Here is a 25,846-nt window from a genome sequence, read left to right on the forward strand (position 1 = left end):
TGGGTCAGCTCGCCTCGCTGCGCAGGGGCGCCAGGAGCGTGGCGCCGTCCTGCAGCGGCACCCAGCTCACGAAGCCCGGGTAGGCCCAGTCCATGAGGTGGTCTCCGGCCGCCGCGCGCTCCACCTCCAGCTGCTGCTGCTGCTGCTTCGGGCAGCGGTGCGGGCCCAGCGGGCGCGCCTCACCGCCGAGCGAGGCCACGTGGCGCGCGACGATGGCTCGCGGGGTGACGGCGCTCTCGGTGTGCGCGAGCAGGGGGAGCAGCCCCAGGCTGGTGACGAGCAGCGCGACGGCGGGACGGGCGAACATGCAGGGCCTCCTGGGCACAGGGTGTGGCAGGTGCACCTTGGCCATCGCGCGGCGCCCGTGCGCGCAGCCTTCAGGCAACGGGCGCACCGGTGCAGCGGAAGGTGCGGGCGCTGCAGCGAGTGGGCCTCGCGGGCGGCCTCAGGAGAGGTGCTGGAACTTCTCGCGGTAGCTGCGCGCGACCCGCAGCACTGCACCGCAGGACAGGACCGCCATCAGGTCGCGCCGCCCCTCGCTGCGCAGCTCGCGGATGCGCCCCTGGTTCACGATGGCCGAGCGGTGGATGCGCATGAAGCACGCCGGGTCCAGCCGCTCCTCCAGGCTCTGCATCGTCTCGCGGTGCAGGTAGGTGTGGGGGCCTGCGTGGATCTGCACGTAGTAGTCCGCCGCCTCGATCCAGTCGATCTCCGCCACGTCGAGGAACACCACCCGGCCCACGTCCTTGATGGCGAGCCGGGTGAGGTAGGTGGGCTGCTGCGGCTGCGGGGCGGGGGGATTGGCCGCGCCCGCCTCGGCGCCCTGGTAGGTGGCGAGCGCGCTGAGCAGCTGCGCCTTGAGGTCCTGCACGTGGTGCAGCCGCAGCTGGTCCTTCGCGCGGCGCAGCGCCTCGTAGAAGCGGTCGTCGTCGTAGGGCTTGAGCAGGTAGTCCATCGCGTGGATCTCGAAGGCCCGCAGCGCGTAGCGGTCGTACGCGGTGACGAAGATGACGGCCGGCAGGGGCTCGGGGGCCAGGCGGGCGAGCACCTCGAAGCCGTTGAGCTCGGGCATCTGCACGTCGAGCATCACCAGCTCCGGGCGCAGGCGCCGCAGCGCTTCGAGCGCCTCGCGGCCGTTGGCCGCCTCGCCCACGATGTCCACCTCGGGGTCCTGGGCGAGCAGCATGCGCACCCCCTCGCGCGCGAGCGGCTCGTCGTCCACCACCAGGGTGCGGATGCGCTCGTGGGTGCTCATGGGGCGCGCTCCGCAGGGGCGAAGGGGATCTCGAGCCAGGCGCGCACGCCCCCGTCCGGGTGGTTCTCCAGCGTGAAGCGGTGCGCGTCCCCGTAGAGCTGGCGCAGGCGCGCGCGCACGTTCGCGAGCCCGATGCCGCTGCCCTCCTGCCAGTCCGCGCGCAGCCCCGGGCCGTCGTCGCGCACCTCGAGCTGCAGCCAGTCCCCGCGCCGCGCCGCCGAGAGCTCCAGCGTGCAGGCCGAGCTGCAGCGCGCGATGCCGTGCTTCAGCGCGTTCTCCACCAGCGGCTGCAGGAGGAGGTTGGGCACCTGGGCGTCCAGGGTCGCGGCCTCGATGCGCCGGTGCACGTTGAGCCGGTCGTGGAAGCGCGCCTGCTCGAGGTCGAGGTAGCGCTCGAGGAAGTCCAGCTCCTCCTTCAGCGGCACGTGCTGGCGCCCGGTGTTGTGCAGCGCCATGCGCAGCAGCTCGCTCACCCCGGTGAGCATGCGCACGGCCGCCCCCGTGTCCTGCTTGCGCACCAGCACGCTGATGGCGTTGAGCGTGTTGAAGAGGAAGTGCGGGTGCAGCTGCATCTTCAGCGCGTCCAGCTGCGCCTGGGCGAGCTGCGTGGCGAGCTGCGCCTGGGCGAGCTCGCCCTCGCGGAAGCGCCGGTGGTAGTCGAGCGCGGAGCCCACCGCGAGCACCCCCAGGTAGCTGACCAGCTCGAAGGGCAGGCTCTTGAGCACGCTGAGCGGCAGCATCTGCGCGAGCGTGTTCTGCAGGTACCAGGGCCGCCCGGCGAGCTGCCCGCAGTAGAGCGCCGCGGCGGTGTGCGCGGTGCTCACCGCGAAGAGGGCCGCCAGGTGCACGGGGACCGCGTTGCGCAGCGTGCCCGGCTCCAGCCGGAAGCGCCGGCCCAGCGCGAGGATGGGCAGGGTGACCAGCGCCCAGAAGAGCCAGGGCGGGTACTGCCAGATGAGCGCCGTGCGGAAGCGCAGCCCCGGCTCCTCGTGCTGGATGACGAAGTAGAGCGCGGTGGCGGAGAGCAGCCCCGGCACGCTCCAGAGCAGCAGCATCGGGACGAGCCGGTGCAGCAGCCAGTGCCCCGCAGCCCGCACGGCCGCGGCCTCCGCGTGCCGCCGGGGGGCGACCGGGAAGGGCAGGGTGGCGGAGGGGCGTGGATCCACGGCCCCTCAAGCTAAGGATGGACGGCTCCGGTGGGGCAGCACCCTGCAGTCGCAGGCGCCTGCGGTGCAGCGAGCGGCGCGCCGCCTGCAGCGAACGGGCGGAGGCTCGCCCCGCTCCACGCCGCTCCCGGGAAGCGAAGCCCACAGGCCCGCGCGGCGTGCTCAGGGCCACAGCCGCACCGTCCCGTCGTAGGAGGCGCTGGCGAGCCGGCCGTCGCGGAGGGTCGCGAGGCTGCGGACGAAGGCGCCGTGCGGGTGTGTGCCGCGCGGCGTGAGCTGCGCGGCGTCGAGCAGTCGCAAGAGGTCGTCCTCTCCGCCGCTCGCCAGCGTGCCATCCGCGCGCAGGGCGAGCGCGCACACCGCGCCGCTGTGGACGGCCGCGCGCTGCGCCGGCGTGCCCCGGAGCAGCCGGGTGATGCGCCCCTCGGCGTCTCCCGCGTAGAGCGCTCCGTCCGCGGCGGCCGCGAGCGCGCGCAGCGGGGGTCCGGCCTCGACGGGGCGCGCCTCCTCGCGCCGTCGCGCGAGGTCCCACACCCGCAGCGTGCCGTCCTCGGAGGCCGAGGCGAGGCGGCCGCCCGGCAAGCCCGCCAGCGACCACACCCAGCCCGCGTGGCCCTCGAGGACCCCTGCGGCCTTGCCCTCCTCCGACCACAGCCGGATGAGGCCGTCCGCGCCGCCGCTGGCCAGCAGCCCGGGCGCCACCCTCGCGAGGCAGAGCACGGCCCCCGCGTGCCGGCCCACCTCGCGCGGGCGGCCCCCCTCCCAGCAGAGGACGCGCCGGTCTCGCGAGCCGCTCCACAGCCGCCCGCCCGCGTCCTGCGCGAGCGCCACCACCGAGGCCGTGTGCCCGCGCAGCTCGCCGTCCGGCTGCCAGCCTTCGCCCGCGCGGCGCCACAGGCGCACCGTGCAGTCGCGGGAGCCCGTGGCGAGCCGGCCGTCCTGCAGCGCGAGCACGCTCCACACGTAGCCCTCGTGGGCGCCGAGGACGTGGGGCTCGTGGTGTGGCGCCGCGTCCTCGCAGGTGTAGAGCACGTCGGTGCGCATCACGTACTTCGTGCCCTGCGTGACGGCCTCTCCGTCGTGCCAGAGCGCGTGGTCGAAGACGATGGCGGTGCCGGCCTCGGGCTGCACCGTGCCGAGCAGCGCCGAGTCCGCACCCCGCTCGGCGTAGTAGCGGGTGTGGCCTCCTCGGAAGTCGCGCGCATCGTTCAGGTAGAGCATCAGGGTGAGCTGCGAGCGCACCCCAGGCCGCGGCGACCAGGCCCCGTCCTGGTGGATGCAGAAGCGCTGGCCCTCGCGGTAGCGGCAGTAGCGAAAACGCGGGTTGAGCCCGTGCAGCCGCCAGTGGCGGCCCTGCGCGTCCTCGAGCTGCGCGGGCAGCAGGGGACGCAGCCGCGCGAAGAGCCGCTCGGCGAGGCCTGCGTCGTCCCGCACGAGCCGATCGTTGTCCCGGTACGAGGGCGGGTAGTCGCGGCCCGTGGCCGAGAAGTGCGCGGCCTCGGCCTCGGAGATGACCTCTGCGCACTCCGCCCGGGACAGCGCCTCCCGCACGAGGAAGCAGGGAAGGCCGGTCTGCACGTCCGCACTTGCGTAATTTGGGTGCATGACCAAATAATGCGCAGGTGCTCGGGATGGTGCAAGGTGACCTGGAGGGAGAGCGCCGGATGGGAAGACCGTCGAACAGCGAGGAGCGCCGGGGGCAGATCGTGGACGGGCTGCTCGAGGTGATGGCGCGCCAGGGCTACGCGCAGGCCACCATCGCGGCCATCGGCAAGGCGGCGGGGCTCACGCCCGGGCTGCTGCACTACCACTTCGAGACGAAGCAGGACATCCTCGTCGCGCTCGTGGAGCGGCTCACCGGCGCGCTCGCGCTGCGCGTACAGCGAAGGCTCGAGGCCGCGGGCGATGCGCCGCGCGCGCGCCTGCACGCCTTCCTGGATGCCTACGTGGCGATGGGCGAGGACGCAGACCCTCGCGCGGTGGCCGCCTGGGTGGTGGTGGGCGCGGAGGCGGTACGCGAGCCGCAAGTGCGCGCGCTCTACACGCAGGCAGTGGGGGAGACGCTGCGGCAGCTGCGCGAGCTGCTCGGCGAGTGCCTTCGCGACGAGGGCCGCGGCACGCGGCAGGTGGGGCGCATGGCCGCGGGGCTGCTCAGCGCCATCGAGGGCGCCTACCGCGTGAGCGCCGCGGCACCCGGCGTGCTGCCCGAGGGCTTCGCTGCGCCCACGCTGCGGCGCATGGCGGACGGGATGCTGGATGCAGAGGAGCGGACATGAACGTGCCCTTCGAAGTGCCCTTTCCCATTCCCGAGCCGCTGATGGGCGCCGTGCTTGCGGCCTACGCCGAGCCGCAGCGCGCGTATCACGATGTGCGGCACCTCGCGGACGTGGTGGCGCGCTGGGCCGAGGTGGCGGAGGAGAACGGCTGGACGCATCCGCGCGAGGTGTACCTGGCGCTGCTCTTCCACGACGCCGTGTACGTGCCCGGCGCGCACGACAACGAGGAGGCGAGCGCGCAGCTCGCGCTGCGCATGCTGGGCGCGGAGATGCCGGAGGTGGACGCCGAGCACGTCGCGCACCTGGTGCGGCTCACTGCGCGCCACGGGCACCTGTCGCCGTCCGACGTCACGGGCGAGGAAGCGCTGTTCCTCGACTGCGACATGGCGGTGCTGGGCGCAGCGCCCGACGCCTATGACACGTACGAGCGGGACATCGCTCGGGAGTACGCGGCCGTTCCTCCGGAGATGTTCGCCGCGGGGAGGCGGCGCTTCCTCGAGGGGCTGCTCGAGCAGGAGCGCATCTTCCTCTCGCAGCGCTTCCACGCGCGGCTCGACGAAGCGGCGCGCGAGAACCTGGAGCGCGCGCTCGGCCTGCATGGCTGAGCTGCCCGCTGGGCCGCTCGTGTGGGATTGCGACTACCGGCCTTCCGGAGGAGGCGCGTCGCGCTCGAGCCCACAGTTCGCGCACTTCTCAGGGTCCGACCTCGCGCGCAGGAAGAAGCGGTCACAGCGTGGGCATCGCGCGGAGGCCAGCTGGATATTCGAAGTGACGCCGATGGCGGCCGCCGCGAAGATCAGCCACGCGAGGTACCTGACCAGGTCCAGGCCCAGGAAGCCCAGCACGAGGGCGAGGACCCATATGCCCAGTGCGCTGCCCATGCCCAGCGCCATGCGACGCTCCAGCCTGGAGAGCTCCTCCCAGGCCTCCGCGTAGCGCTGCGCTTCATTCGACTCGGCCATCGCGGCACAGTCTCCATCGCTCCAGAGCTGGGTGCCACCGCTACCGGAGCGCGTGGGTATCGCCGCGTTCAGGTGCACTGCTTGCCGGAAGGGGCGTCGGGACTGGAAGGATGACGGAGCGCTGCGGCCGCTCGCGGTGGGGCGTTGTCGACTCCGCAGCGCTCAGGGGTGACACGCTGGCGTCCATGGGTTCGCGTCCCCAGCGCTGCGCGGGATGAAGCTTCCGTCCTCGCTTGCACCCGCGCCGTCGGCCCTCCTCCGCGTGGAACGAAACGTCCGTTCTACGCGAGAGCCCTCCGGCTCCGGGGCGCGCTTCACTCTGCGTGCGTCCCCCCTCGGGAGCGGCGGCCCGCGTCGCGCAAAAACGTAAAATAGGATTTTACGTTTTTGCATCGCGCGCCCGTCCGCGCCCGGGAGGGGCGTCTCCTTTCGGGACAGCCGTCCCGTGCGTCGTGGACGGCTTCACCCACCTGGAGAAGCCCCGTCCCCTCCCGGCCTCTCCTTCTCGAGGCCGTGGGCCGCGCGCCACTCTCGCGTGTCATCGAAGCGGGCCAGGTGAGTGCGTGCCGTTGGGAACGAATCATCCGGAAGCGTGGCATCCACTCGCTGGTGCATCGACTGCACGGCGGCCCTGCTCCGTCGCTGCTGTGCGCGGAACGTCCGCTATCGCGCGCGCAAGGGAACGAGGCACAACCGCTCAGGCTGGGCCCGAAGGTCTGCCGCATTGCTCAGTCGCCGAGTGTGGTCCTCGTATCCAACCTTCGAGAAGCGCAGGGTCCCCGGCCACCCGTGCGAAGCGATGAGGTCCAGCTCATACGCGCCGTCCTCGGCTGAAGTGGTCCCCTGGCGGCGGGTGTGGTCCCCCTGCTCGACGACGAGAAGGACCGACACGCCGTCGAGAGGCCCCGAGGTAGCGCAGTCGAGCACGTGCCCCTGGAAGTTCCATACAGGGTCGCCGATGCACCCGGCGAAGGCAGGCAGCAGCAGCACGAGGGGGACGCGCATGCAGGTGGCAGTGTGCGGCATGCGACCGCCGCTGCACAAGAAGGGGCTCTGCGTGCCGCAGCCGTTGCAAGCACTGTCCGCTCGCCTGTAGGTGCCAGGGCCACGAAGGCCGCGGATGTGGCGCACGCGTGAGCCTTGCCCGCGCACCCGCACAGCGGCGACGCTTCGCCTCCCGTGCAACCCGCTGTGCTCCTGTCGCTGCTGCTGCTCGTCCTGGTCTGCGCTGCGTTCGCGGCGCGCTGGGCGCTGCGCCGGCGCAGGCAGGTGCGCGCGGTGCGCCGCGCGGCGCGGCCGCTGCGCCATCCCATCGTGCTCGCGCACGGCGTGCTGGGCTTCGACGCGCTGGAGCTCGGCGGCAAGCGCCACGAGTACTTCCGCGGCATCCCCGCGCACCTGCGCACGCTGGGCTGCGACGTGCACCTCGTGCAGGTGCCGCCGGTCGGCTCCGTCGCCGAGCGCGCCGAGGCGCTCTCGCGCGCCGTGCGCTCGCTCGATGCGGAGCGCGTGCACATCATCGCGCACAGCATGGGCGGGCTGGATGCGCGCTACGCCATCAGCCGGCTCGGGCTCGCCTCGCGGGTGGCCTCGCTCACCACCATCGGGACGCCGCACCACGGCACGCCGCTCGCGGACCTGGGCACCGACCTGCTCGGAGAGAAGCTCGGCCTGAGGCGGCTCGCGGGCGCGCTGCGCGTGGGCACGGATGCCTTCTACGCGCTCACCACCGCGCGGATGCTCGCCTTCAACGCCGAGGTCCCCGACGTGCGCGGCGTGGCCTACGGCTCCTACGTCGCGGCGTTCGAGTCCGCGAGCCGCGCGCTGCACCCGCTGCTCGCGCCCGGCTACCTCTACCTCTCGCGCCGCGCAGGGCCCAACGACGGCCTCGTGCCCGCCTCCTCGCAGCGCTGGGGCGAGGTGCTCGGCACGGTGGAGGCGGACCACTGGGCGCAAGTCGGCTGGGGCTCGCGCTTCGATGCGCCCGCGCTCTACGCCGCGCTCTTCGCACAGCTGCAGCAACGCCGCGAGTAGTGCGCGTACGCACGCGCCGTCCGCACTTCCGCCGAGCCTGAAGAAATGCACGCGCACATGTGTGTGCCCTGCGCCCTTCACTCGCGCGCATCCGGCATTAAGTTGCGCGCTCTCACGCATCCGCTCTGGAGGAGCCCACCCATGAAGCCGCTGCTCACTGCCCTCGCGCTGCTCACCGCCCTCACGGGCTGCGTCTCGCAGGGCACCTACGATGCGCTGCGCACCGAGCACGAGACCACGCAAGGCCTGCTCGAGGAGCGCAACCTCGCCCTCAAGAAGCGCGAGGAGGAGCTCGCGGCGGGGCAGAAGCGCGAGCAGGACCTGCAGGCGGCGCTGGCCTCGGAGAAGGACAACGTGAAGGAGCTCAACGAGCGCATCTACGCGCTGGAGGCCGAGCGCGCGCGCGTGCTCAAGGACCGCAGCGCGATGGAGGCCTCGGTGGCGGAGATGACCACCGCGCTCAACGAGCTGCAGCAGCGCAAGGAGGAGGCAGAGGCGCGCATGGGCGAGTACCGCGCGCTGCTCGCGAAGTTCCGCGGCCTCATCGACGCCGGCAAGCTCAAGGTGCGCATCGTGGAGGGGCGCATGGTGGTGGTGCTCGCCTCGGACGTGCTCTTCCCCTCGGGCAGCGCGAGCCTCAGCAAGGAGGGCAAGGCGGCGGTGGGCGAGGTGGCCACGCTGCTCGCCTCCATCCCGCGCCGGCAGTTCCAGGTGGAGGGCCACACGGACAACGTGCCCATCGCCACCGCGCAGTACCCGAGCAACTGGGAGCTCGCGGCGGCGCGTGCGCTCACCGTGGTGAAGACGATGCGCGAGGTGGGGATGCCCCCGGACCGCATCAGCGCGGCCTCCTTCGGCGACAGCAAGCCGGCCGTGCCGAACGACTCCGCGGAGGGCCGCGCGCAGAACCGGCGCATCGAGATCACCATCGTCCCGGACCTCTCCACGCTGCCCGGCTTCGACGAGCTGCAGCGGGTCGAGAAGGAGTCCTGAGCCGCGCGCGGAAACGGCCCGGTTCCGTTCCCGCACAACTTCTCTCGCAGTGCGAGTGGCAGGCAGGCGCGAAACCGCGCCTGCGCAGCAGCCGGGCAAGCGCGATGCCTACCCCGTGCCTTGTTGTCCTACGCGCCCGCATTGCCCTCTACGCCTCCGAAACCGGGAACTCCGCGTGAAGAGCGCGGCACAAACCTTCCCCCGGTGCAGGGAGTGCGATGAAGGCTTCGAGACTGAGCGTGTGGGCGCTGGGAGTGCTGCTGGCCGGTTGCGGCGCGGCACCGGACGACGGCAGCGCGGACACCGAGCCCACCGCGGAAGTGCAGGGTGAGCTCGCGAGCAACTCTCCCGTCTTCACCGACGCGCTGGGCACGGGCTGGCAGGACTGGTCCTGGGCGAGCCACTCGCTCACCAACGCCTCGCCCGTGGGCAGCGGCACGCGCTCCATCGCGGTCACCTTCGGCGCCTGGCAGGGCCTGTACTTCCACCACTCGCCGCTCACCACCGCGGCGGGCGACGCGCTCGAGCTGATGGTGAACGGCGGCGCCACGAGCAACCCGGCGCTCAACGCCTACGTGACGGTGAACGGCGCGGCGCGCACGCAGCTCGCCATCAACGCCTTCTGCACCGGCGCGCGCATCCCCGCGAACGCGTGGACCACCTGCCGCATCCCGCTCTCCAACCTCGGCGCCGCGGCGGCGCAGGTGGACGGCGTGGTGCTCATCGAGGGCGCGGGCAAGAGCCTGCCGCCGCTGTACGTGGACGGCGTGCGCCTCGTGGCGGCGACCCCGGCCCCGACGCCCACCCCGACCCCGACCCCGACTCCGGCCGTCAGCGTGGCCCTCACGCCCGCGAGCACCACGCTCGCGCCGGGCGCTTCCCAGGCCTTCACGGCCACGGTGAGCGGTACCACCAACACCGCCGTCACCTGGAGCGTGCAGGAGGGCAGCGCGGGCGGCACCATCAACAGCTCGGGCGCGTACATCGCGCCGGGCGCGGCCGGGACCTACCACGTGGTCGCCAAGAGCAGCGCGGACGCGACGAAGGTGGCGAGCGCCACCGTCACCGTGACCTCGGGCACCACCCCCCCGCCGCCTCCCACGTCCACGAGCGGCAAGTGGGTGTCCGCCTACTACGTGGGCTACCAGCAGGACCTCTACCCGGTGGACAAGGTGGACATGAGCGCCATCACCCACCTGATGGTGAGTCGCGTCATCCCCAACGCGGACGCCTCGCTGAACACCGGCTTCGACACCTACCAGGGCGAGGCCATGGCGACGAAGCTCACGGCGCGCGCGCACGCGGCCGGCAAGAAGGCGATCATGATGGTGGGCGGCGCGGGTGAGCACGGCGGCTGGGTGGGCGCCTCGAGCGACGCGAACCGCACCCGCTTCGTGCAGAACCTGCTCGCGACCATGGACCGCCTCGGCTTCGACGGCATCGACCTCGACTGGGAGCCGGTGGACACCGCGGACAAGCCGCTGCTGCTCGCGCTCGCGCGCCAGCTGCGCAGCACCCGCCCCAACGTCATCCTCACCTTCCCCATCCGCTGGCTCAACAGCAACGCGGGCAGCGCGGACGCCTGGTACGCCACGCTGGCGCAGTCGCTGGACCAGGTGAACGTGATGGCCTACGAGATGGCGGGCGCGTACTCCGGGTGGGTGAGCTGGCACAGCTCCGCGCTCACCGGCGAGGGCGCGGACCACCCCTCGAGCAACGCCTCCAGCCTGCGCATGCTCGCCGCCGCGGGCATCCCCAAGTCGAAGCTGGGCATGGGCATCGGCTTCTACGGCATGGCGTGGCGCAACGAGACCGGCCCGCTGCAGCGCATCGCGAGCGGCAGCGACCTCAAGGGCAGCGACAACTACGTCACCTACGCGTACGTGATGCGCTACTACTCGGACGCCGCCTACCGCTGGGACGCGAACGCGCAGGCCGGCTACCTCACCTTCACGAGCCCCGTGGACGGTGACGTGAAGTTCATCTCCTACGAGAGCCCCCAGGCCATCGCGGCGAAGGGCAAGTTCACCAAGGACAACGGCTATGGCGGCACCATCATCTGGACGGTGAACCAGGGCTGCACCAACGCGAGCACCGGCGCGAATCCGCCACTGGACGCCGTGAAGGCCGCCTTCCTGCAGTAAGGGCAGCCGGGCGCACCTTGTTCTTGCGGACGGGGCAGGGACCTATAGGGTTCCCGCCCCGTCCCGCAGACAAGGAGCTCCCTTGAAGAAGAGCCTTCTCCTCCTCGGTGCGACCGCGGCCTGTGCCGCCGGTTGTGCCACCAGCAAGTCCCCCGCGCCGCAGCCCGCGGCTCCCGTCCAGCAGCAGGCCGCTGCCCCCGCTCCGGCTCCGGCCCCTGCTCCGGAGCAGAAGCCCGAGCTGGGCAGCTTCGGCTTCGACGTGGCCGGCATGGACCGTCAGCAGCAGCCCGGCGTGAGCTGGACGGGCTACGCGAACGGCACGTGGACGAAGACCACGGAGATCCCCGCGGACCGCGCGCGCTACGGCATGTTCAACGTGCTGGACGACCGCGCCCGCGAGCAGAACCGCGCCCTCATCGAGGAGGCCGCGAAGGCCCACGCCGCACAGGGCACGGACGCGCAGCGGGTGGGTGACTACTTCGCGTCCTTCATGGACGAGCAGGCCATCGAGCAGAAGGGCGCCGAGCCGCTCAAGCCCGCGCTCGCGCGCATCGCTGGCATCAAGACGAAGGCGGACCTCGCGCGCGTGCTCGGCGAGCACCTGCGCCAGACCAACCCCACGCCCTTCGGCGTGTACGTGAACCAGGACGCGAAGAACCCGGACCGCTACATCCCCATCTTCGTGCAGAGCGGCCTGGGGCTGCCGGACCGCGACTACTACCTGCAGGACAACCCCAAGTTCGCCGAGGTGCGCCAGAAGTACCAGGAGCACATGGCGCGCATGCTGGTGCTCGCCGGCGTCCAGCAGGCCCAGGCGGCCGCGAAGGCCAAGGGCATCTACGGGCTGGAGGAGAAGCTCGCCCGCGCGCACTGGAGCCGGGTCGAGAGCCGCGACGACGACAAGACCTACAACAAGTGGATGAAGGCGGACTTCGCGAAGAAGGCGCCCGGCTTCGACTGGGGCACCTTCCTCAAGACGGCGGGCCTGGACGCGCAGGGCGAGTTCATCGTCTCGCAGCCCAGCGCGCTCACCGGCACGGCGAAGCTGCTGGGCAGCCAGCCGCTCGCGGTGTGGAAGGACTGGCTCACCCTGCACACGACGAAGGACTACGCGCCGCTGCTCAGCCGCGCCTTCGTGGACGAGGACTTCGCCTTCGACGGCACGGTGCTCAGCGGCCAGCCGCAGAACCAGGAGCGCTGGAAGCGCGGCGTGGACCACGTGAGCCACGCCATGGGTGAGGCCGTGGGCAAGCTGTACGTGGAGAAGCACTTCCCGCCCGAGGCCAAGGCCGAGGCCGACCGGCTGGTGAAGAACGTCATCGCCGCCATGGACGCGCGGCTCGCGAAGCTGCCCTGGATGGCGCCCGAGACGCGCGAGAAGGCGCGCCAGAAGCTCGCCTCCTTCAAGCCGAAGATCGGCTACCCGGTGAAGTGGCGCGACTACTCGGCGCTCGAGGTGAAGCGCGACGACCTGGTGGGCAACGCCGAGCGCGCGGCCGCCTTCGAGTACAACCGTAACCTCGCGAAGCTGGGCAAGCCGGTGGACCGCGACGAGTGGTTCATGCCGCCCATGCAGGTGAACGCCTACGCGAACCCCACCATGAACGAGGTGGTGTTCCCGGCCGCCATCCTGCAGCCCCCCTTCTTCGACAAGAACGCGGACCCCGCGGTGAACTACGGCGCCATCGGCGCGGTGATCGGCCACGAGATTTCGCACCACTTCGACGACCAGGGCCGCAAGTACGACCCCCAGGGCCGCCTCACCGACTGGTGGAAGCCCGAGGACGTGCAGCGCTTCAAGACGTACACCGACCAGCTGGTGGCCCAGTACAACCAGTACGAGCCGCTGCCCGGCGCGCACGTGAACGGCGCGCTCACCCTGGGCGAGAACATCGCGGACCTGGCCGGCCTGCTCGTGGCCTATGACGCGTACCAGCTGTCGCTCGGCGGCAAGCCCGACCGCGTGCTCGAGGGCTTCACCGGCGACCAGCGCTTCTTCCTCGGCCACGCGCAGGTGTGGCGCAGCAAGTACCGCGAGGAGGCCCTGCGCCAGCAGCTGGTGGTGGATCCGCACACCGCGGGCCACTTCCGCCCCAACGTCAGCCGCAACATCGACGCCTGGTACACCGCCTTCGACGTGAAGCCGGGCCAGCCGCTGTTCCTCGCGCCCGAGCAGCGCGTGCGCATCTGGTAGCGCAGCGGAAACGCTGAAGCAGGGGAGGGGCCGGCGGGTGACTGCCGGCCCCTTCTGCGTTCCGGAGCCTGTTCAGCGCGACACGTTTCGCAACCGCGTTGCATTCACTCCGCGTGGGACCCGGCGCCACAGTGCGCGGCGTGCGCGTCCCGGGCTGAAGTCGGCGGGAGCGCCGTCCACGCAGCGCTCTCACGCCGGAGTGAATCCCATGAGGTCTCTCACGCTCGTCCTCGCCCTTCTCGCCGCAGGCCAAGCCTCGGCCACGAACTACTCGCTGTGGATCCACGGCAAGAACGGCGGCGGCACCCAGCCCGGCAACTACGCGGACTTCAGCAACTGGGGCCCCGCCACGGTCTCCGCCGGCGTGAACAAGAAGGCGGTGAACTGGGACGGGCGTCAGCGCATCGGCGGGCAGAACTACCGCATCCGCGACGCCCTGGACTGCTTCTGCACCGGCAGCAACTGGTGCTACATCGCCGTGCACTCGGCGGGTGACCTGCAGATCGGCTACGCGCTGTCGCTCTATGGCACCAGCGCCCGCTACAAGAAGAACGCGGTGCCCAACTCGAGCGGCGTGTGTGGCAACACGGATGGCACCACGCAGACGGGCTGGAACATCAAGTGGGTGGACGTGGCGAGCGGCGCGGGCGGCGGCAGCGAGCTCGCGGACAACGGGGCCTGGGCGACGAGCGACGCCATCGTCGATGACCTGAAGACCACCACCGCGCGCGCCATGTACAACCACAACACCACGCAGGCGCACTGGTTCTACATGTTCGCGGGTGCCAAGGGCACGGCCTACTCCGGCATCCTCCCCGGCCAGGACGACGAGGCGGTGGCCTACCACTCCACCGGCGGCGTGGCGGGCAGCAGCGGCGGCGCGTACTGCAACCCGAGCGACTGGCTCTGCAACGACCTCACGCTCGGCACCAACGCGTGCGAGGGCAACCACGCGAAGTGGAGCTACCACACGGTGGACTTCCGCGACGACGCCGAGGCCTACAGCCACTCGGGCAACGGCAACTGGGAGGGCATCGTGTCCAAGGTGCGCGCGGACATGGCCGCGTACGCGCTCTGAGTCAGCGGCCTCGCGGAATGCGCGCCCGCACGGCCGCGGGCAGCGGGACCCCGAGGCTGCGGCACAGCTGCGCCAGCGTTGTGTCGTCCACCCCGGCAAGCTGGGCGAGCTCGAGCGCCCGCTCCGGGGAGGCGCGGCTGATCCAGCCCCACCGGTAGGAGAGGAACATCCCCGCGGTGCACAGCGCCGCCACGGCGCCGGGCCCCATTGCCGCATGGGGGCCCGAGCCGGCGTAGGCCGAGACGACCCCGAGCCAGGCCACGACGCCGACGATCACGAAGGCCGCGCGCGCCCACGCCACCAGCACGGACTTGCCGCTCATGGGGATGACCCGCCCCGTCCACCCCTCGCGGCCCTCGCTCGCCACGAGCCATCCCTCGCGCGGGAGCAGCGGCACGAAGTTGAGGTGGCTGAACTTGGTGGCCACGTGGCCCACGCCAGGCACCTCGTCGACCTTCCCGTACAACCGCGAGCCGTAGATGAGCACGAGCCTCTCCCGGAGAAATCGGTGGGGCCACCATGCTGCGCGAGGGCGGGCGGAGGGCGCAACCCTACCTCCGGCGGGCCGGGCCCGACCCCGGGGCTCGCGCTGACGGTTCTCCGGACACGCCTGTCCTGAAACGCGTCACGTATGCGCGGGTGGGAAAGCCTCGTGGTCGCGAGCACTTCGTTTGTGTACCAACGCTCGGGCGTCGCCCAGGGGACAGAGGGCTGGAGCACGGACGCTCCACTCCGGCGCGCGCCCACCTCTGGAGGCCGTGTGGCCCGGGTGTTGCTGCACACCGCCCCTGCCGTCCGCATCGGGCGCGGTGGTCACGTGGCGGCGTCACCCAAAGAGAGAGGGATCGATCATGCTCAAGAAGGCGGCAGTCCTCGTGGCGAGCTGCGGTGCACTGATGGTCGGCTGTGGCGGCTCCGAGAAGGAGGCCGAGCAGCAGCAGATCATCAGCAACCTGATCGAAGCCGGCTTCCCCGAGAGCGACATCCGGGTCGCCGACGGCCAGGTCATCGTGGGCAACGACGCCGTGGCGGACCTCGAGTCGTCCAGCGAGATGCTGCAGACGGGCAAGAACATCCCGGAGCAGTACCGGACGACGAACCTGGTCGGCACGAGCGTGACCCGCATCTGCGTGAACCCCACCGCCGACTTCAACACCTACAGCCGCCTGAGCGCGGGCCTCGACCTCGCCATCGAGAACTACAACCAGCAGAACCTGCGCATCACCTTCGTGCGCGGGCCGGCCACCGGCTGCACCGCGAACATCACCGCGAAGACCACCTCCGGCGTGGGCGGTTCCTCGGGCTTCCCCAAGGGCGGCAAGCCCTACGGCACCATCAACATCGGCGTCGGCCTGCAGAGCTACAGCGTGGACGTGAACGAGCACGTCATCACCCACGAGATCGGCCACACCATCGGCTTCCGCCACTCGGACTACTACGACCGCAGCATCAGCTGCGGCGGCGCGGCGAGCAACGAGGGCGCGAGCAACGTGGGCGCCATCCTCATCCCCGGCACCCCGAGCACCGCCACCGTGGGCGGCTCGGTGATGAACAGCTGCTTCCGCTCGAACGAGACCGGCGAGTGGACGAACACGGACAAGACGGCGCTCAACTACCTGTACTGATCCGTCCCGGGCCGTGAAGAAACGCCGCGCCGCCCTCCGGGGCTGCGCGGCGTTCGTCGTTTTCGGGCACACTGCGGCCCCCCCATGCTCCCGCCCGGCTTCCGCTCTCCGCTCCCGCCCCGACCGCTGCCGCTGGACCCCACGGCGCTCGGCGCGCGGCGGCGCAGCCGCTGGCTGCAGACCACCGGCGCGGTGCTCCTGCAACTCCTCGCGCTCGCCGGCGCCCTCTGGCTGAGCGTGCGCGCGGTGGACGCGGTGGGCACCTGGCGCGAGGGCGTGCGTGCCGAGGTGCTGGGCAACACGGTGGAAGCCCAGGTGGAGGACTTCTACGGCCTCGAGCTCGCGGCCGTCTACGACGTGGCCGCCACCTTCCGGGAGGAGGGCGGCCGGCCGCACTACGGCCACCGCCACTTCGTCTACGTCTGGAGCCTGCTCGACGAGGACGAGCCGCTCGAGGTCCGCTACCGGGAGGGCGACCCCGAGCACTTCGCGCTCTCGTGGGAGGTGCGCGGCGCGAGACCGTGGATCGGCCTCGTGGCCTGCTGGCTGCTGACCATCGGCTGGGCGTGGGTGCTGCGCGACCACCTCCGCGACCTGCACATGGTGCAGGTGCTGCCGCAGCGCTGCGCCGAGGACGGGCGCGAGGTGCTGCTGGAGCTCTTCTCCTGCCGCGAGGTGAAGGAGCGCTTCGAGGTAACGTACCGGCTGCCCCGCCGCCGGCGCTGGCGCAGCGCGACGCTGGGCGCCGAGCCCTACCGCGTGCAGCACGAGGGGCGCGAGTGGGTGCTGGCGCTCGAGTCGCCCCGTGCATCGGGGCACTACCTGGTGCTGGAGGAGACGCTGGCCCCGCTCTCGCTCGCCGCGGTGGAGGGTGGCACCGCCGTGGTGCTCGACCCCGCCGACCGCTCCAACGTCTTCAGCCTCGGGCGCGGCTGACGCCCGAGGGTACGGCTTCCACGCCACGCGGCGTTCTCCGTTTCGAGGCCTCCCCCCAGCTCACAGCGGCCCTGCGCAGTTGACGGTGCAGCTGTTGGTGCAGGCGTCGGTGTTGACGAAGTTGCCGTCGTCGCACTGCTCCCCCGCGCTCGTGATGCTGTCGCCGCAGAAGGGGATCGTGCACCTGTTGGTGCAGGCATCCGTGTTCACGTTGTTGCCGTCGTCGCACGGCTCGCTCTCCACGTCCCGGAAGCCGTCTCCGCAGCGGTTGGCCACGCAGGTATTGAGGCAGGCGTCGCTGTTGGTGGTGTTGCCGTCGTCGCACTGCTCGCCGGCCGCTGAGTCGACGATGCCGTTGCCGCAGGTCTCCAGGGAGTGACAGTCCGACGAGCAGCCGTCGCCGCTCTGGGTGTTGCCGTCGTCGCACACCTCGCCGCGCGTGCGGTCCACCACCCCGTTGCCGCAGTACTCGAGGGAGCGACAGTCCGCGGAGCAGCCGTCCCCGCTCACCGTGTTGCCGTCGTCGCACACCTCGCCCCGGTTCGGCTCCACGCGGCCGTTGCCGCAGCGCTCGGGCGGAGCGGCCCAGGCATGCAGCGAGCAGAGCACGCCGGCGAGGGCGAAGAGCCGAAGCGGCAGTCCTCGCGGACGAGAGGGGGAGACGCGGACGGCCGGGAGCAGGGCAGGGGACATGGCATACCTCCAGTCCCGCTCCTGTGCGTCGTGCCGGTGGCTGCGGACAGGGAGCGCCGGCGCTGCGCCGCTCGCGCTGGACATGCGGGCCGTACCGCAGGCGCAGGGGGCGTCGAGCGCTCGACGAACGACGCCCGCGCCAGGGGCAGCCGGCCGGGGTATAGGCCTTGGGCCATGACCTTCACCTCGCTCGGCCTCTCGGAGCCGCTCGCCCGCGCCGTCGCGGAGCTGGGCTACGCCGCGCCCACCCCGGTGCAGCGCGCCGCCCTCCCCGCGGTGCTGCGGGGGGGAGACGTGTGGGCCTCGGCGCAGACGGGCTCGGGCAAGACGGCCGCCTTCCTCCTGCCCCTGCTTCAGCGCCTCGCCGCGCACGCGCCCCGCTCGCCGCGCCCCGTGCGCGCGCTGGTGCTGGTGCCCACGCGCGAGCTGGCGGCCCAGGTGCTGGAGGCGGCGGGACAGTACGCGCGCCACCTGCCGCGGCCGCCCAAGACTGTGCTCGCGGTGGGCGGCGTCTCGGCCAACCCGCAGATGCTCGCGCTGCGCGGCGGCGCGGACCTGGTGGTGGCCACGCCCGGGCGCGCGCTGGACCTCGCCGAGCAGAACGCGCTGCGCCTGGGCGCCGTGGAGACGCTGGTGCTGGACGAGGCGGACCGCCTGCTCTCGCTCGGCTTCGCGGAGGAGCTCGGCCGCGTGCTCGCGCTGCTGCCCGCGCAGCGGCAGAACCTGCTCTTCAGCGCCACCTTCCCCCCCGGGGTGCAGGCGCTCGCGGCGCGGCTGCTGCGCGAGCCCACGCGCATCCAGGTGGAGGCGAGCGAGGCGGCCCCCGCGCCCGACATCCACCAGCGCGCCCTCGCGGTGGACACCGACAAGCGCACGCCGCTGCTGCGCCACCTGCTCGCCACGCACCCCTGGCCCCAGGTGCTCGTCTTCGTGGCGAGCCGCTACGCCGCGGACCACGTGACGCTGAAGCTGCAGCGCGCGGGGCTCTCGGCGTCCGCGCTGCACGGCGAGCTGAGCCAGGGCGCGCGCACCGCCGCGCTCGAGGACTTCAAGGCGAAGCGCGTGCGGGTACTCGTGGCCACCGACGTCGCCGCGCGCGGCCTGGACGTCGCGCAGCTGGCCGCGGTGGTGAACTACGAGCTGCCCCGCTCGCCCACGGACTACCTGCACCGCATCGGGCGCACGGGGCGCGCGGGCGAGCGCGGCACGGCGGTGAGCTTCGTGACGGCGGACACCGAGGCCCACTTCCGCCTCATCGAGCGGCGCCACGGGCTGCGCCTCGAGCGCGAGCGGCTGCCGGGCTTCGAGCCCACCGAGGCCGCCGCGCCGGTGCTCGACCCGCAGGGCGGCGTGAAGGGCAAGCGCAAGAGCAAGAAGGACAAGCTGCGCGAGGCGGCCGCCGCCAAGCCTTCCGGACCCAAGCGCTGAGCAGGCCGCCCGGGCCCCTGGGCCGCTCGGCCTCGCCTTTCGACCGCTCGCGCCGGTGCAGCCCGCGCGCTGCACCCTGCTGCGCTACCTCTCTCTCACCCGGCACTCCCGCCGGGCGAGGGGTGCGACGATGGTGATGCACGGTGACAGGGCAGCGGCAGGAGAGGGACGCGGCAATCGCTGGAGGCCCGCCCTCTGGGGCAGCGCGGCGCTCCTCCTGCTGCTGCCGCTGGTGGCGATGCGCTTTACCCACGAGGTCCACTGGACGCCGTTCGACTTCGCCGTGATGGGCACGATGCTCGCGGTCGCCTGCGGCGGCTACGAGCTCGCGGCGCGGATGAAGGGCAGCACCGCGTACCGGGCGGGCGCGGGCCTCGCGATCCTCGCGGCCTTCTGCATGCTCTGGGTGAACCTCGCGGTGGGCATCATCGGCAGCGAGGACAACCCGGCGAACGGTCTCTTCGTCGCCGTGCTCGCCGTCGGCGTGGCGGGCGCCATCGTCGCGCGCGGCGAGGCGCAGGGGATGGTGCGCGCGCTGACCGTGACCGCGGCGGCGCAAGCCCTGGTCGCGCTCGTCGCCCTGCGCCACGGGTCGCCCGAGGGCACGGCGTTCAGCGTGCTGCTGTGCGCCGCGTGGCTCGCCTCCGCGGGGCTGTTCCACCGGGCAGCGCGGGAGCGCACGGGCACAGCGCCCTAGACGGCGAGCCCCTCTGTCCCCACGCGCGCCTGCGCCTCCCAGCGCGGCGCGTTCACGCCGACCACGAGGAGCCAGAGGATCATCGCGAGCGCTCCCGCGAGGCCGACGGCCGCGACCGCCGGGAACAGCCGGACGCCCAGCGTGGGGGAGAGGAACGTGAGCAGGCCCAGGCCTGCCACGGCCGAGACAACGCCGAAGATGCGCGGCAGGAACGTGGACCGGAAGATGAGGTAGCCCTTGAGCAGCCCGTGGAAGCCGAAGAAGGCGAGGGCCATTCCGGCGCCCTGCTCGTTCACCTGGAGGGAGAGCAGCGCGAGCGACTGCAGCTGCGCCGGGCCGAAGGCGCTCGAGGCGTGCCCACCGTCCAGCAGGAAGAGCGGGGCGATGTAGAAGACGCGGCTGAAGGTCTCGATGGCGCAGCCGACGAGCCCGAGCAGCGCCGAGAGCAGCGCGACCCTCCGGTTCACGGGCAGGAGCAGCTCGTAGAAGAGCGAGGTGATGGCGACGTTGCAGGCCATCTCGACGAGGTAGACGGCGAAGCCCAGCTCGAACAGGCCCCGGTGGGTGAGGATGTTCGCCGCGGTCGCCGCCGCGTCGCCGGAGACGACGAGCCTGCCGCTGACGAAGCCCTGCGCGAAGAGCCCCGTCAGCACGGTGAGGAGGTAGAGAGCGCCGGTCGTCCGGGCGAGGGCGAGCGGTGAGGAGGAGGGGGAGCGGCTTGCGTTCATGGGGAGGACCTCGGGCGGATCAGGGGGGCACGGGACGAGGATGAGCAGGCCGCGGCACGCCCGCCACGCGCTTGCGACGGGCGACGGTTCGGGCGGGACCGGCCACGGCCCGCGCCGACGGACGGCGCACCACGGGTGAGGGGCCGGCCTGCACCTGCCGCCGGGATGCCGCGCGCACGGTGGACGCCTATCCTCTGGGCATGCGCGCCATGGCCTCCTCGCAGAAGCCCCAGGGCCTCGCCCGCGTGCTCGGTCTGCGGCGCCTGGGCATCACGCTGCTGTTCTCGGGCGTGCTCGGGGCGCTGGTGGGCCTGCACTGGACCACCGGGCCGGGCTCGGCGGCGGTGCGCGCCCTGCTCGTGGGGCTCGTCGCGCTGGGGGTCTTCGGCCTCTTCGAGCGCTGGCCCCGCCGGCTCCCGCGCTGGCTCGCCCGCTGGGTGCTGCAGGTGCTCGGGGTGGCGGCGGCCGTCCCCGTGACGACCTTCGCCCTCTTCGCGCTCTCCACCCCGGCGGGTGCTCCGCCCTTCTGGCGGGTGGCGGAGCGTGTGAACGGCTTCCTCATGCTCAGCGTCGTGGGGCTGCTGTTCGCGCCGTGGGTGGCGCTGGCAGCGCTGGTGCGGCAAAAGGACGCGCTGGCGCGGCACCAGGCACTCGCCTTCGACCTCGAGCGCAGCGAGCTGGAGCGGCGGGCCCTCGATGCGCGGCTGCGCCTGCTGCAGGCGCAGGTCTCCCCGCACTTCCTCTTCAACACGCTGGCGAACGTGCGCGAGCTCGTGGACGCGGGCGCGCCCCAGGCCTCGCAGGTGCTGGGCAGCCTCATCGCCTACCTGCGCGCCGCGGTGCCCCGCCTGCAGGAGCCCGCCACGACGCTGGGCCAGGAGCTCGAGTTGGTGCGCGCCTACCTGGAGCTCATGCACATGCGCATGCCGGACCGCCTGCAGTACGCCCTGCACGCGGACGAGGCCGCCCTGGCGCTGCCCTGCCCGCCGATGACGCTGCTCACGCTCGTGGAGAACGCGGTGCGACACGGCATCGACCCGAGCGAGGAGGGCGGCCACATCGAGGTGCGCGTGACGGAGGCCGGCGGGCGCTGCCGCGTGCAGGTGAGCGACACCGGCGTGGGGCTCGGGCGCGCGGAAGCGGGATTGGGGACGGGCCTGTCCACCCTGCGCGAGCGGCTGCAGCTCGTGTTCGGTCCCGAGGCCCAGCTGCAGCTCGCCCCGCTCGCCCCGCACGGCGTGCGCGCCGAGGTGCAGTTCCCCTCGCGCGGGAGTGGCCGATGACGGAGCGCACCCCGACGGCCCTCATCGCCGACGACGAGCCGCTGCTGCGCCAGTCGCTCGCGCGCCTGCTCGCGCAGGCCTGGCCCGAGCTGCGCATCGTCGCCGAGGCCCGCAACGGCCGCGAGGCGGTAGAGCAGTTCGAGGACCTGCAGCCCGACGTCTGCTTCCTCGACGTTCACATGCCGGGGTTGTCGGGGGTGGATGCGGCGGGCCACATCGGGCGGCGCGCGCACCTGGTGTTCGTCACCGCGTTCGACCAGTACGCGGTGCAGGCCTTCGAGCACGGCGCGCTCGACTACCTGGTGAAGCCCGTGGAGCCGGCGCGCCTCGCGGAGACGGTCTCGCGCCTGCAGGAGCGGCTGCGCGCGGGCGAGCCGCGGGAGGCGGGCGCGGCGCTGCTCGAGCAGCTGGCCACGAAGCTGCGCCAGGGCCGTGCGCCCGCGCCCCTGCGGTGGATCCGCGCCTCGGTGGGACCCAAGCTGCGCTTCATCGCGGTGGAGGACATCGACTTCCTGCGCTCGGAGGAGAAGTACACGCGCATCGCCTGGCGCAGCGAGCAGGGCGCCCCCGCCGACGCGCTCGTGCGCACGCCCCTGAAGGAGCTGCTCGCGCAGCTCGACCCCGCGGACTTCGTGCAGGTCCACCGCGCGGTGGTGGTGAACCTGCGCTCGGTCAGCCACCTGCTGCGAGGGGAGAACGAGACCGGCGAGCTGCACCTGAAGGGCCGCAGCGAGGTGCTGCCGGTCAGCCGCAGCTACCTGCACCTGTTCCGGCAGATGTGAGGCCGCTGCGGCGCGGCGCTTTCGCAGGTGCGCGGGGCGCCCGCCGGGCCTAGCCTCCGGTCATGGTCCCGCCCCCCTCGCCGCCTCCCCCCGTGCGCCCTCCCGCCGCCTCCTACGTGCTCATCGACGCGGAGAACGTGGACTGGGCGGTGGCCAGCGTGCTGGGCCGCAAGCCCGAGCCGCAGGACCGCGTGCAGTTCGACCGGCTGGTGGCCTTCTGCGAGAGCCACTTCCCGCAGCCGGTGCGCTGCGTGGTGGTGCTCAACGCGCGCGGCGAGCAGCTGCCGGACGTGATGATCGGCTTCGTGCGCGCGCTCAAGACGGCCGGCTGCGAGGTGGCGCTCTTGCACGGGCGCCCCGAGCAGAAGGTGGTGGACCTGGGCATCCTCAAGCTGCTCGAGGCCATCCGCACCCAGCGCCCGCGCGCCGCGGTGGTGCTCGCGAGCCACGACGGCGGAGACTTCGCGGGCGCACTTCGCCCGCTGCTCGAGGAGAAGCGGCGCGTGGCGGTGCTCGGCCTGCGCGAGTACGTGAGCCAGCGCTTTCGCGAGCTCACCCCGCTGGGGCTGGAGATCCTCGACCTGGAGATGAACGCGCGCGTCTTCCAGCGCCCGCTGCCGCGCCTGTTGCCGGTGAACGTGGACGAGTTCGACCCGGGCTTCTTCCTCTAGCGCGCGCAGCACGATGGCCCGGGGCGCGGGCGTGGCTAGCTTCCTGCGCATGGAGAGCCCGCAGCCAGGCGCAGCGCCGGCAGCCTCGGAGGAGGAGAGCCCCTGGCTCGAGGCCTTCGTGCACGCGCCCGTGGCGCTCGCGCTCGTCCGGCCGGACGGCGTGCTCGCGGCGCTCAACCCCTGCGCGCGGCGGCTGCTGGACGTGGAGCCAGGCGAGCCGCTCGGCGCGGCCCTGGGGGACGAGGCGGCGCGCGCCGAGCTGGAGGGCGCGCTGCAGCGGGCGCTGCACGGTGAGGCCGCGGGAGGGGAGTGGTGGCTCGGCCGGCGCCGGGCGCGCGTGCGGCTGCAGGCGCCCGCGGGAGGCCGCTGGGTCGTGGCCTCGCTCGAGGACGTGACGGAGGCGCAGCAGCGGGAGGCGGACCTGCGCCACGCGCTGGGCGCGACGGCGGACTCGCTCGAGCGCGTGACGGACGGCTTCGTCGCGCTCGACGCGGACTGGCGCTACACGCTCGTGAACTCCGGCGGCGCGCGCCTGCTGGGACGCACGCCGGAGCAGCTCGTGGGGCGCCACATCTGGACCGAGTTCCCAGAGGGGATGGGCCAGCCCTTCCACCTCGCGTACGAGCGCGCCTTCGCCACGCAGCAGCCGCAGACGCTGCTCGAGTACTACCCGCCCTTCGGCCGCTGGTTCGAGAACCGCATCTACCCCTCGCCGGACGGGCTCTCCATCTACTTCCACGACGTCACCGAGCGCGTGCAGACGGGCCAGCAGCTCGAGGCGCTCAACGCGCAGCTGGGGCGCGAGCGGCAGTGGCTGCGGGGCCTGCTCGAGCAGCTGCCGGTGGCCATCGCACTGGTGCGGCCCGGCTCGGGACAGCTGCTGCTCGCCAACGCGCTCGCCGCGCGCACCCTGGGCGCGCTGCTCGAGGGGAGGGCGCCGGGCGAATGGCAGGCCGAGGACGGCCGTCCCCTCACGCCGGAGACGCTGCCCCAGGTGCGCGCGGCGCGCGGCGAGGTGCTCGACGCGCTGGGGCTCGCGTGCGGCGAGCGGCGCTGGGTGGTGACGTCCGCGCGCATCGCCGAGGGGCTGGGGCACGAGGCCACCTGCGTGCTCGCCTTCCAGGACGTCACGGAGCTCAAGCGGGCGGAGCAGGCGCTGGAGCGCAGCGTGCGCGACCGCGACGAGTTCCTCTCCATCGCGAGCCACGAGCTGAAGACGCCGCTCGCCGGGCTCACGCTGCAGGTGCACCGGCTGCTGCAGGTGGCGGCCGCGCCACACGGCCCGGGCGAGCTCGCGCGGCGCGCCGAGCCGATGCGCCGCAGCGTGGCGCGGCTGGACAAGCTGGTGCAGAGCCTGCTCGACGTGTCGCGCATCCGCAGCGGGCGGCTCGCGCTCGAGCGCGAGGTGCTCGACCTGTCCGAGCTCACGCGCGAGGTGCTCGAGCGCCTCGCCGAGCCGCTTGCCCAGGCAGGCTGCGCGCTCGAGGCGCGCATCGCGCCCCAGGTGGTGGGCTTCTGGGACCGGCTGCGCCTCGAGCAGGTGCTGGTGAACCTGGTGACCAACGCGAGCAAGTACGGCGCGGGCCGCCCGGTGCAGGTGGTGCTCGACGCGGAAGGCCCGCGCGCCCGGCTGTGGGTGAGCGACCAGGGCATCGGCATCGCTGCCGAGGAGCAGGTGCGCATCTTCGAGCCCTTCGAGCGCGCGGTGAGCAGCCGCCACTACGGCGGGTTCGGGCTGGGGCTGTGGATCGTGAGGCAGGTGGTGGAGGCGCTGGGCGGCAGCGTGCGCGTGCAGAGCCGGCCCGGCGAGGGCGCGACCTTCGTCGTGGAGCTGGAGCGCGCGGCGAGCTGAGGTGCCGGGGGCGCCGGCGCGCCTCAGTCCTGCACGTGCAGGCACACCTTGCCGAAGTGCGCGCCGCTCTCCAGGTACTCGAGCGCGGCGCGGCCCTCGGCGAGCGGGAAGGTGCGGTCGAGAACCGGGCGCAGGCCGTTGGCCGAGATGGCGCGGTTCATCGCCTCGAAGGAGTCGCGGTCACCCACCGTGATGCCCTGCACGCGCACGTTCTGCATCAGGATGGGAAAGAGGCTGAGCTCCGCGGCGCCACCCGCGAGCACGCCGATGAGGCTCACCTGGCCGCCCGTGCGCACCGCCTTGAGCGACTGCTCGAGCGTGCCCGCGCCGCCCACCTCCACGATGTGGTCCACGCCGTCCCCACCCGCGAGCTTTCGCGCCTCCTTGCCCCACTCCGGCTGGCGCCGGTAGTTGATGAGGCCATCCGCTCCGAGCGCCTTCGCGCGCGCGAGCTTCTCGTCGCTGCTGCTCGTCACCAGCACGCGCGCGCCCAGGAGCTTTGCGAACTGCAGCGCGAAGAGGGCCACGCCGCCAGTGCCCTGCACCAGCACCGTGTCCCCGGGCCGCACGCTCCCGCGCACCGTGAGCGCGTTCCACGCGGTGAGCGCGGCGCAGGGCAGGGTGGCCGCCTCCGCGTCGCTCAGGTGCTCCGGCACGGTCACGAGTCCCTGCTCGTCCAGCAGCCACAGCTCCTGGAAGGCGCCGTCCACGGGGCCTCCCAGCGTGCGCCGGCACTTCTCGCGGCTGGGCTCGCCCGAGACCCAGTCCTGGAAGAAGGTGCCCGCCACGCGCGCGCCCACCGCCACGCGCCTCACGTGCGCGCCCACCGCCACCACCGTGCCCACCCCGTCCGAGCCGGGCACCAGGGGCAGCGGCTGGCGCGGGTTGTACAGGCCCTGCACCATGCGGAAGTCGCGGTAGTTGAGCGAGGCGGCGCGCACGCGCACCAGCACCTGCCCGGGACCTGGCACGGGCTCGGGGCGCTCCGCGAGCACCAGCGAGTCCATTCCGAAGCTGCCGCGTACCTCGAGCGCCTTCATGGGTGTGCC

24 protein-coding genes are annotated in these 25,846 nt (G+C 72.7%); 15 read left to right on the top strand and 9 right to left on the bottom strand.

Annotated features, from left to right (window positions below; all coding sequences use genetic code 11):
* Window positions 1–4: 4 nt before the first annotated feature.
* The 4 genes from FGE12_RS25810 to FGE12_RS25825 all read right to left on the bottom strand — a co-directional run bounded on the left by FGE12_RS25810 (window position 5) and on the right by FGE12_RS25825 (window position 3,999).
* The gene (locus FGE12_RS25810) at window positions 5–307 is read right to left on the bottom strand and encodes a hypothetical protein (protein WP_153869271.1); all 303 of its coding nucleotides are present in this window, start codon (window positions 305–307) and stop codon (window positions 5–7) included.
* A gap of 138 nt (window positions 308–445) precedes the next feature.
* On the bottom strand, window positions 446–1,255 hold the full coding sequence (locus FGE12_RS25815; protein ID WP_153869272.1) for a LytTR family DNA-binding domain-containing protein: 810 nt from the start codon (window positions 1,253–1,255) through the stop codon (window positions 446–448).
* On the bottom strand, window positions 1,252–2,421 hold the full coding sequence (locus tag FGE12_RS31075) for a histidine kinase (RefSeq protein WP_153869273.1): 1,170 nt from the start codon (window positions 2,419–2,421) through the stop codon (window positions 1,252–1,254). The genes FGE12_RS25815 and FGE12_RS31075 overlap by 4 nt, the downstream gene beginning before the upstream one ends.
* A gap of 162 nt (window positions 2,422–2,583) precedes the next feature.
* On the bottom strand, window positions 2,584–3,999 hold the full coding sequence (locus FGE12_RS25825) for a 2OG-Fe(II) oxygenase (protein ID WP_194798284.1): 1,416 nt from the start codon (window positions 3,997–3,999) through the stop codon (window positions 2,584–2,586).
* A gap of 86 nt (window positions 4,000–4,085) precedes the next feature.
* On the opposite strand from FGE12_RS25825, the gene FGE12_RS25830 reads away from it, so the two are divergent.
* Both FGE12_RS25830 and FGE12_RS25835 read left to right on the top strand, forming a co-directional pair.
* A complete protein-coding gene (locus FGE12_RS25830) occupies window positions 4,086–4,697 on the top strand; it encodes a TetR/AcrR family transcriptional regulator (RefSeq protein WP_153869275.1) in 612 nt (203 codons plus the stop codon).
* Window positions 4,694–5,302: a hypothetical protein gene (locus tag FGE12_RS25835; RefSeq protein WP_228531102.1), complete on the top strand. Its 609-nt coding sequence runs from the start codon at window positions 4,694–4,696 to the stop codon at window positions 5,300–5,302. The genes FGE12_RS25830 and FGE12_RS25835 overlap by 4 nt, the downstream gene beginning before the upstream one ends.
* Before the next feature lie 33 nt (window positions 5,303–5,335).
* Here FGE12_RS25835 and FGE12_RS25840 read toward each other — a convergent pair whose 3' ends face one another.
* Window positions 5,336–5,659, bottom strand: a complete 324-nt coding sequence (locus tag FGE12_RS25840; RefSeq protein WP_153869276.1) for a hypothetical protein — start codon at window positions 5,657–5,659, stop codon at window positions 5,336–5,338.
* Window positions 5,660–6,838: 1,179 nt separating this feature from the next.
* Here FGE12_RS25840 and FGE12_RS25845 point away from each other — a divergent pair.
* From FGE12_RS25845 to FGE12_RS25865, 5 genes are all read left to right on the top strand, one after another.
* A complete protein-coding gene (locus FGE12_RS25845) occupies window positions 6,839–7,693 on the top strand; it encodes an alpha/beta fold hydrolase (RefSeq protein WP_153869277.1) in 855 nt (284 codons plus the stop codon).
* Window positions 7,694–7,834: 141 nt separating this feature from the next.
* Window positions 7,835–8,686 carry an OmpA family protein gene (locus tag FGE12_RS25850; protein ID WP_228531104.1) on the top strand — a complete coding sequence of 284 codons (852 nt, stop codon included), beginning with the start codon at window positions 7,835–7,837 and terminating at the stop codon, window positions 8,684–8,686.
* 218 nt (window positions 8,687–8,904) lie between these two features.
* Entirely contained in the window at window positions 8,905–10,830 is a 1,926-nt protein-coding gene (locus FGE12_RS25855; RefSeq protein WP_153869278.1) for a glycosyl hydrolase family 18 protein, read from the top strand.
* Window positions 10,831–10,912: 82 nt separating this feature from the next.
* A complete protein-coding gene (locus FGE12_RS25860; RefSeq protein ID WP_153869279.1) occupies window positions 10,913–13,024 on the top strand; it encodes a M13 family metallopeptidase in 2,112 nt (703 codons plus the stop codon).
* A gap of 208 nt (window positions 13,025–13,232) precedes the next feature.
* Window positions 13,233–14,102 carry a hypothetical protein gene (locus FGE12_RS25865; protein WP_153869280.1) on the top strand — a complete coding sequence of 290 codons (870 nt, stop codon included), beginning with the start codon at window positions 13,233–13,235 and terminating at the stop codon, window positions 14,100–14,102.
* Between the two features lies 1 nt (window position 14,103).
* On the opposite strand, the gene FGE12_RS25870 is transcribed toward FGE12_RS25865, so the two are convergent.
* The gene (locus FGE12_RS25870; protein ID WP_153869281.1) at window positions 14,104–14,589 is read right to left on the bottom strand and encodes a hypothetical protein; all 486 of its coding nucleotides are present in this window, start codon (window positions 14,587–14,589) and stop codon (window positions 14,104–14,106) included.
* A 364-nt stretch (window positions 14,590–14,953) separates the two neighbouring features.
* Here FGE12_RS25870 and FGE12_RS25875 point away from each other — a divergent pair, with 364 nt between their 5' ends.
* Entirely contained in the window at window positions 14,954–15,727 is a 774-nt protein-coding gene (locus tag FGE12_RS25875) for a zinc-dependent metalloprotease (RefSeq protein ID WP_153869282.1), read from the top strand.
* Window positions 15,728–15,811: 84 nt separating this feature from the next.
* Window positions 15,812–16,663, top strand: coding sequence for a hypothetical protein (locus FGE12_RS25880; RefSeq protein ID WP_153869283.1), 852 nt, complete (start codon window positions 15,812–15,814; stop codon window positions 16,661–16,663).
* A 60-nt stretch (window positions 16,664–16,723) separates the two neighbouring features.
* On the opposite strand, the gene FGE12_RS25885 is transcribed toward FGE12_RS25880, so the two are convergent.
* Window positions 16,724–17,356: a DUF4215 domain-containing protein gene (locus FGE12_RS25885; protein ID WP_194798285.1), complete on the bottom strand. Its 633-nt coding sequence runs from the start codon at window positions 17,354–17,356 to the stop codon at window positions 16,724–16,726.
* 174 nt (window positions 17,357–17,530) lie between these two features.
* Here FGE12_RS25885 and FGE12_RS25890 point away from each other — a divergent pair, with 174 nt between their 5' ends.
* Together FGE12_RS25890 and FGE12_RS25895 are read left to right on the top strand one after the other, a co-directional pair.
* Window positions 17,531–18,784, top strand: coding sequence for a DEAD/DEAH box helicase (locus FGE12_RS25890; protein ID WP_153869285.1), 1,254 nt, complete (start codon window positions 17,531–17,533; stop codon window positions 18,782–18,784).
* Between the two features lie 130 nt (window positions 18,785–18,914).
* Window positions 18,915–19,481, top strand: a complete 567-nt coding sequence (locus tag FGE12_RS25895; protein ID WP_228531105.1) for a hypothetical protein — start codon at window positions 18,915–18,917, stop codon at window positions 19,479–19,481.
* Here FGE12_RS25895 and FGE12_RS25900 read toward each other — a convergent pair.
* Complete coding sequence (locus FGE12_RS25900; protein ID WP_153869286.1) at window positions 19,478–20,209, bottom strand: DUF4386 domain-containing protein; 732 nt, start codon at window positions 20,207–20,209, stop codon at window positions 19,478–19,480. The two genes, FGE12_RS25895 and FGE12_RS25900, sit on opposite strands and share 4 nt — an antisense overlap.
* A gap of 179 nt (window positions 20,210–20,388) precedes the next feature.
* On the opposite strand from FGE12_RS25900, the gene FGE12_RS25905 reads away from it, so the two are divergent.
* From FGE12_RS25905 to FGE12_RS25920, 4 genes are all read left to right on the top strand, one after another.
* Complete coding sequence (locus FGE12_RS25905) at window positions 20,389–21,492, top strand: sensor histidine kinase (RefSeq protein WP_370459152.1); 1,104 nt, start codon at window positions 20,389–20,391, stop codon at window positions 21,490–21,492.
* Complete coding sequence (locus FGE12_RS25910) at window positions 21,489–22,274, top strand: LytTR family DNA-binding domain-containing protein (RefSeq protein WP_153869287.1); 786 nt, start codon at window positions 21,489–21,491, stop codon at window positions 22,272–22,274. Before FGE12_RS25905 ends, FGE12_RS25910 begins: the two co-directional genes overlap by 4 nt.
* A 92-nt stretch (window positions 22,275–22,366) precedes the next feature.
* On the top strand, window positions 22,367–22,945 hold the full coding sequence (locus FGE12_RS25915) for an NYN domain-containing protein (RefSeq protein WP_370459153.1): 579 nt from the start codon (window positions 22,367–22,369) through the stop codon (window positions 22,943–22,945).
* Window positions 22,946–22,976: 31 nt separating this feature from the next.
* Complete coding sequence (locus FGE12_RS25920; RefSeq protein ID WP_153869289.1) at window positions 22,977–24,797, top strand: ATP-binding protein; 1,821 nt, start codon at window positions 22,977–22,979, stop codon at window positions 24,795–24,797.
* Window positions 24,798–24,820: 23 nt separating this feature from the next.
* Here FGE12_RS25920 and FGE12_RS25925 read toward each other — a convergent pair whose 3' ends face one another.
* Window positions 24,821–25,837 (bottom strand): NAD(P)-dependent alcohol dehydrogenase, encoded by a 1,017-nt coding sequence (locus FGE12_RS25925; protein ID WP_153869290.1) that lies wholly within the window; start codon window positions 25,835–25,837, stop codon window positions 24,821–24,823.
* Between the last annotated feature and the right edge of the window lie 9 nt (window positions 25,838–25,846).

It is taken from the genome of Aggregicoccus sp. 17bor-14, from assembly GCF_009659535.1.
In the GTDB taxonomy this organism is placed as follows: Bacteria; Myxococcota; Myxococcia; order Myxococcales; family Myxococcaceae; genus Aggregicoccus.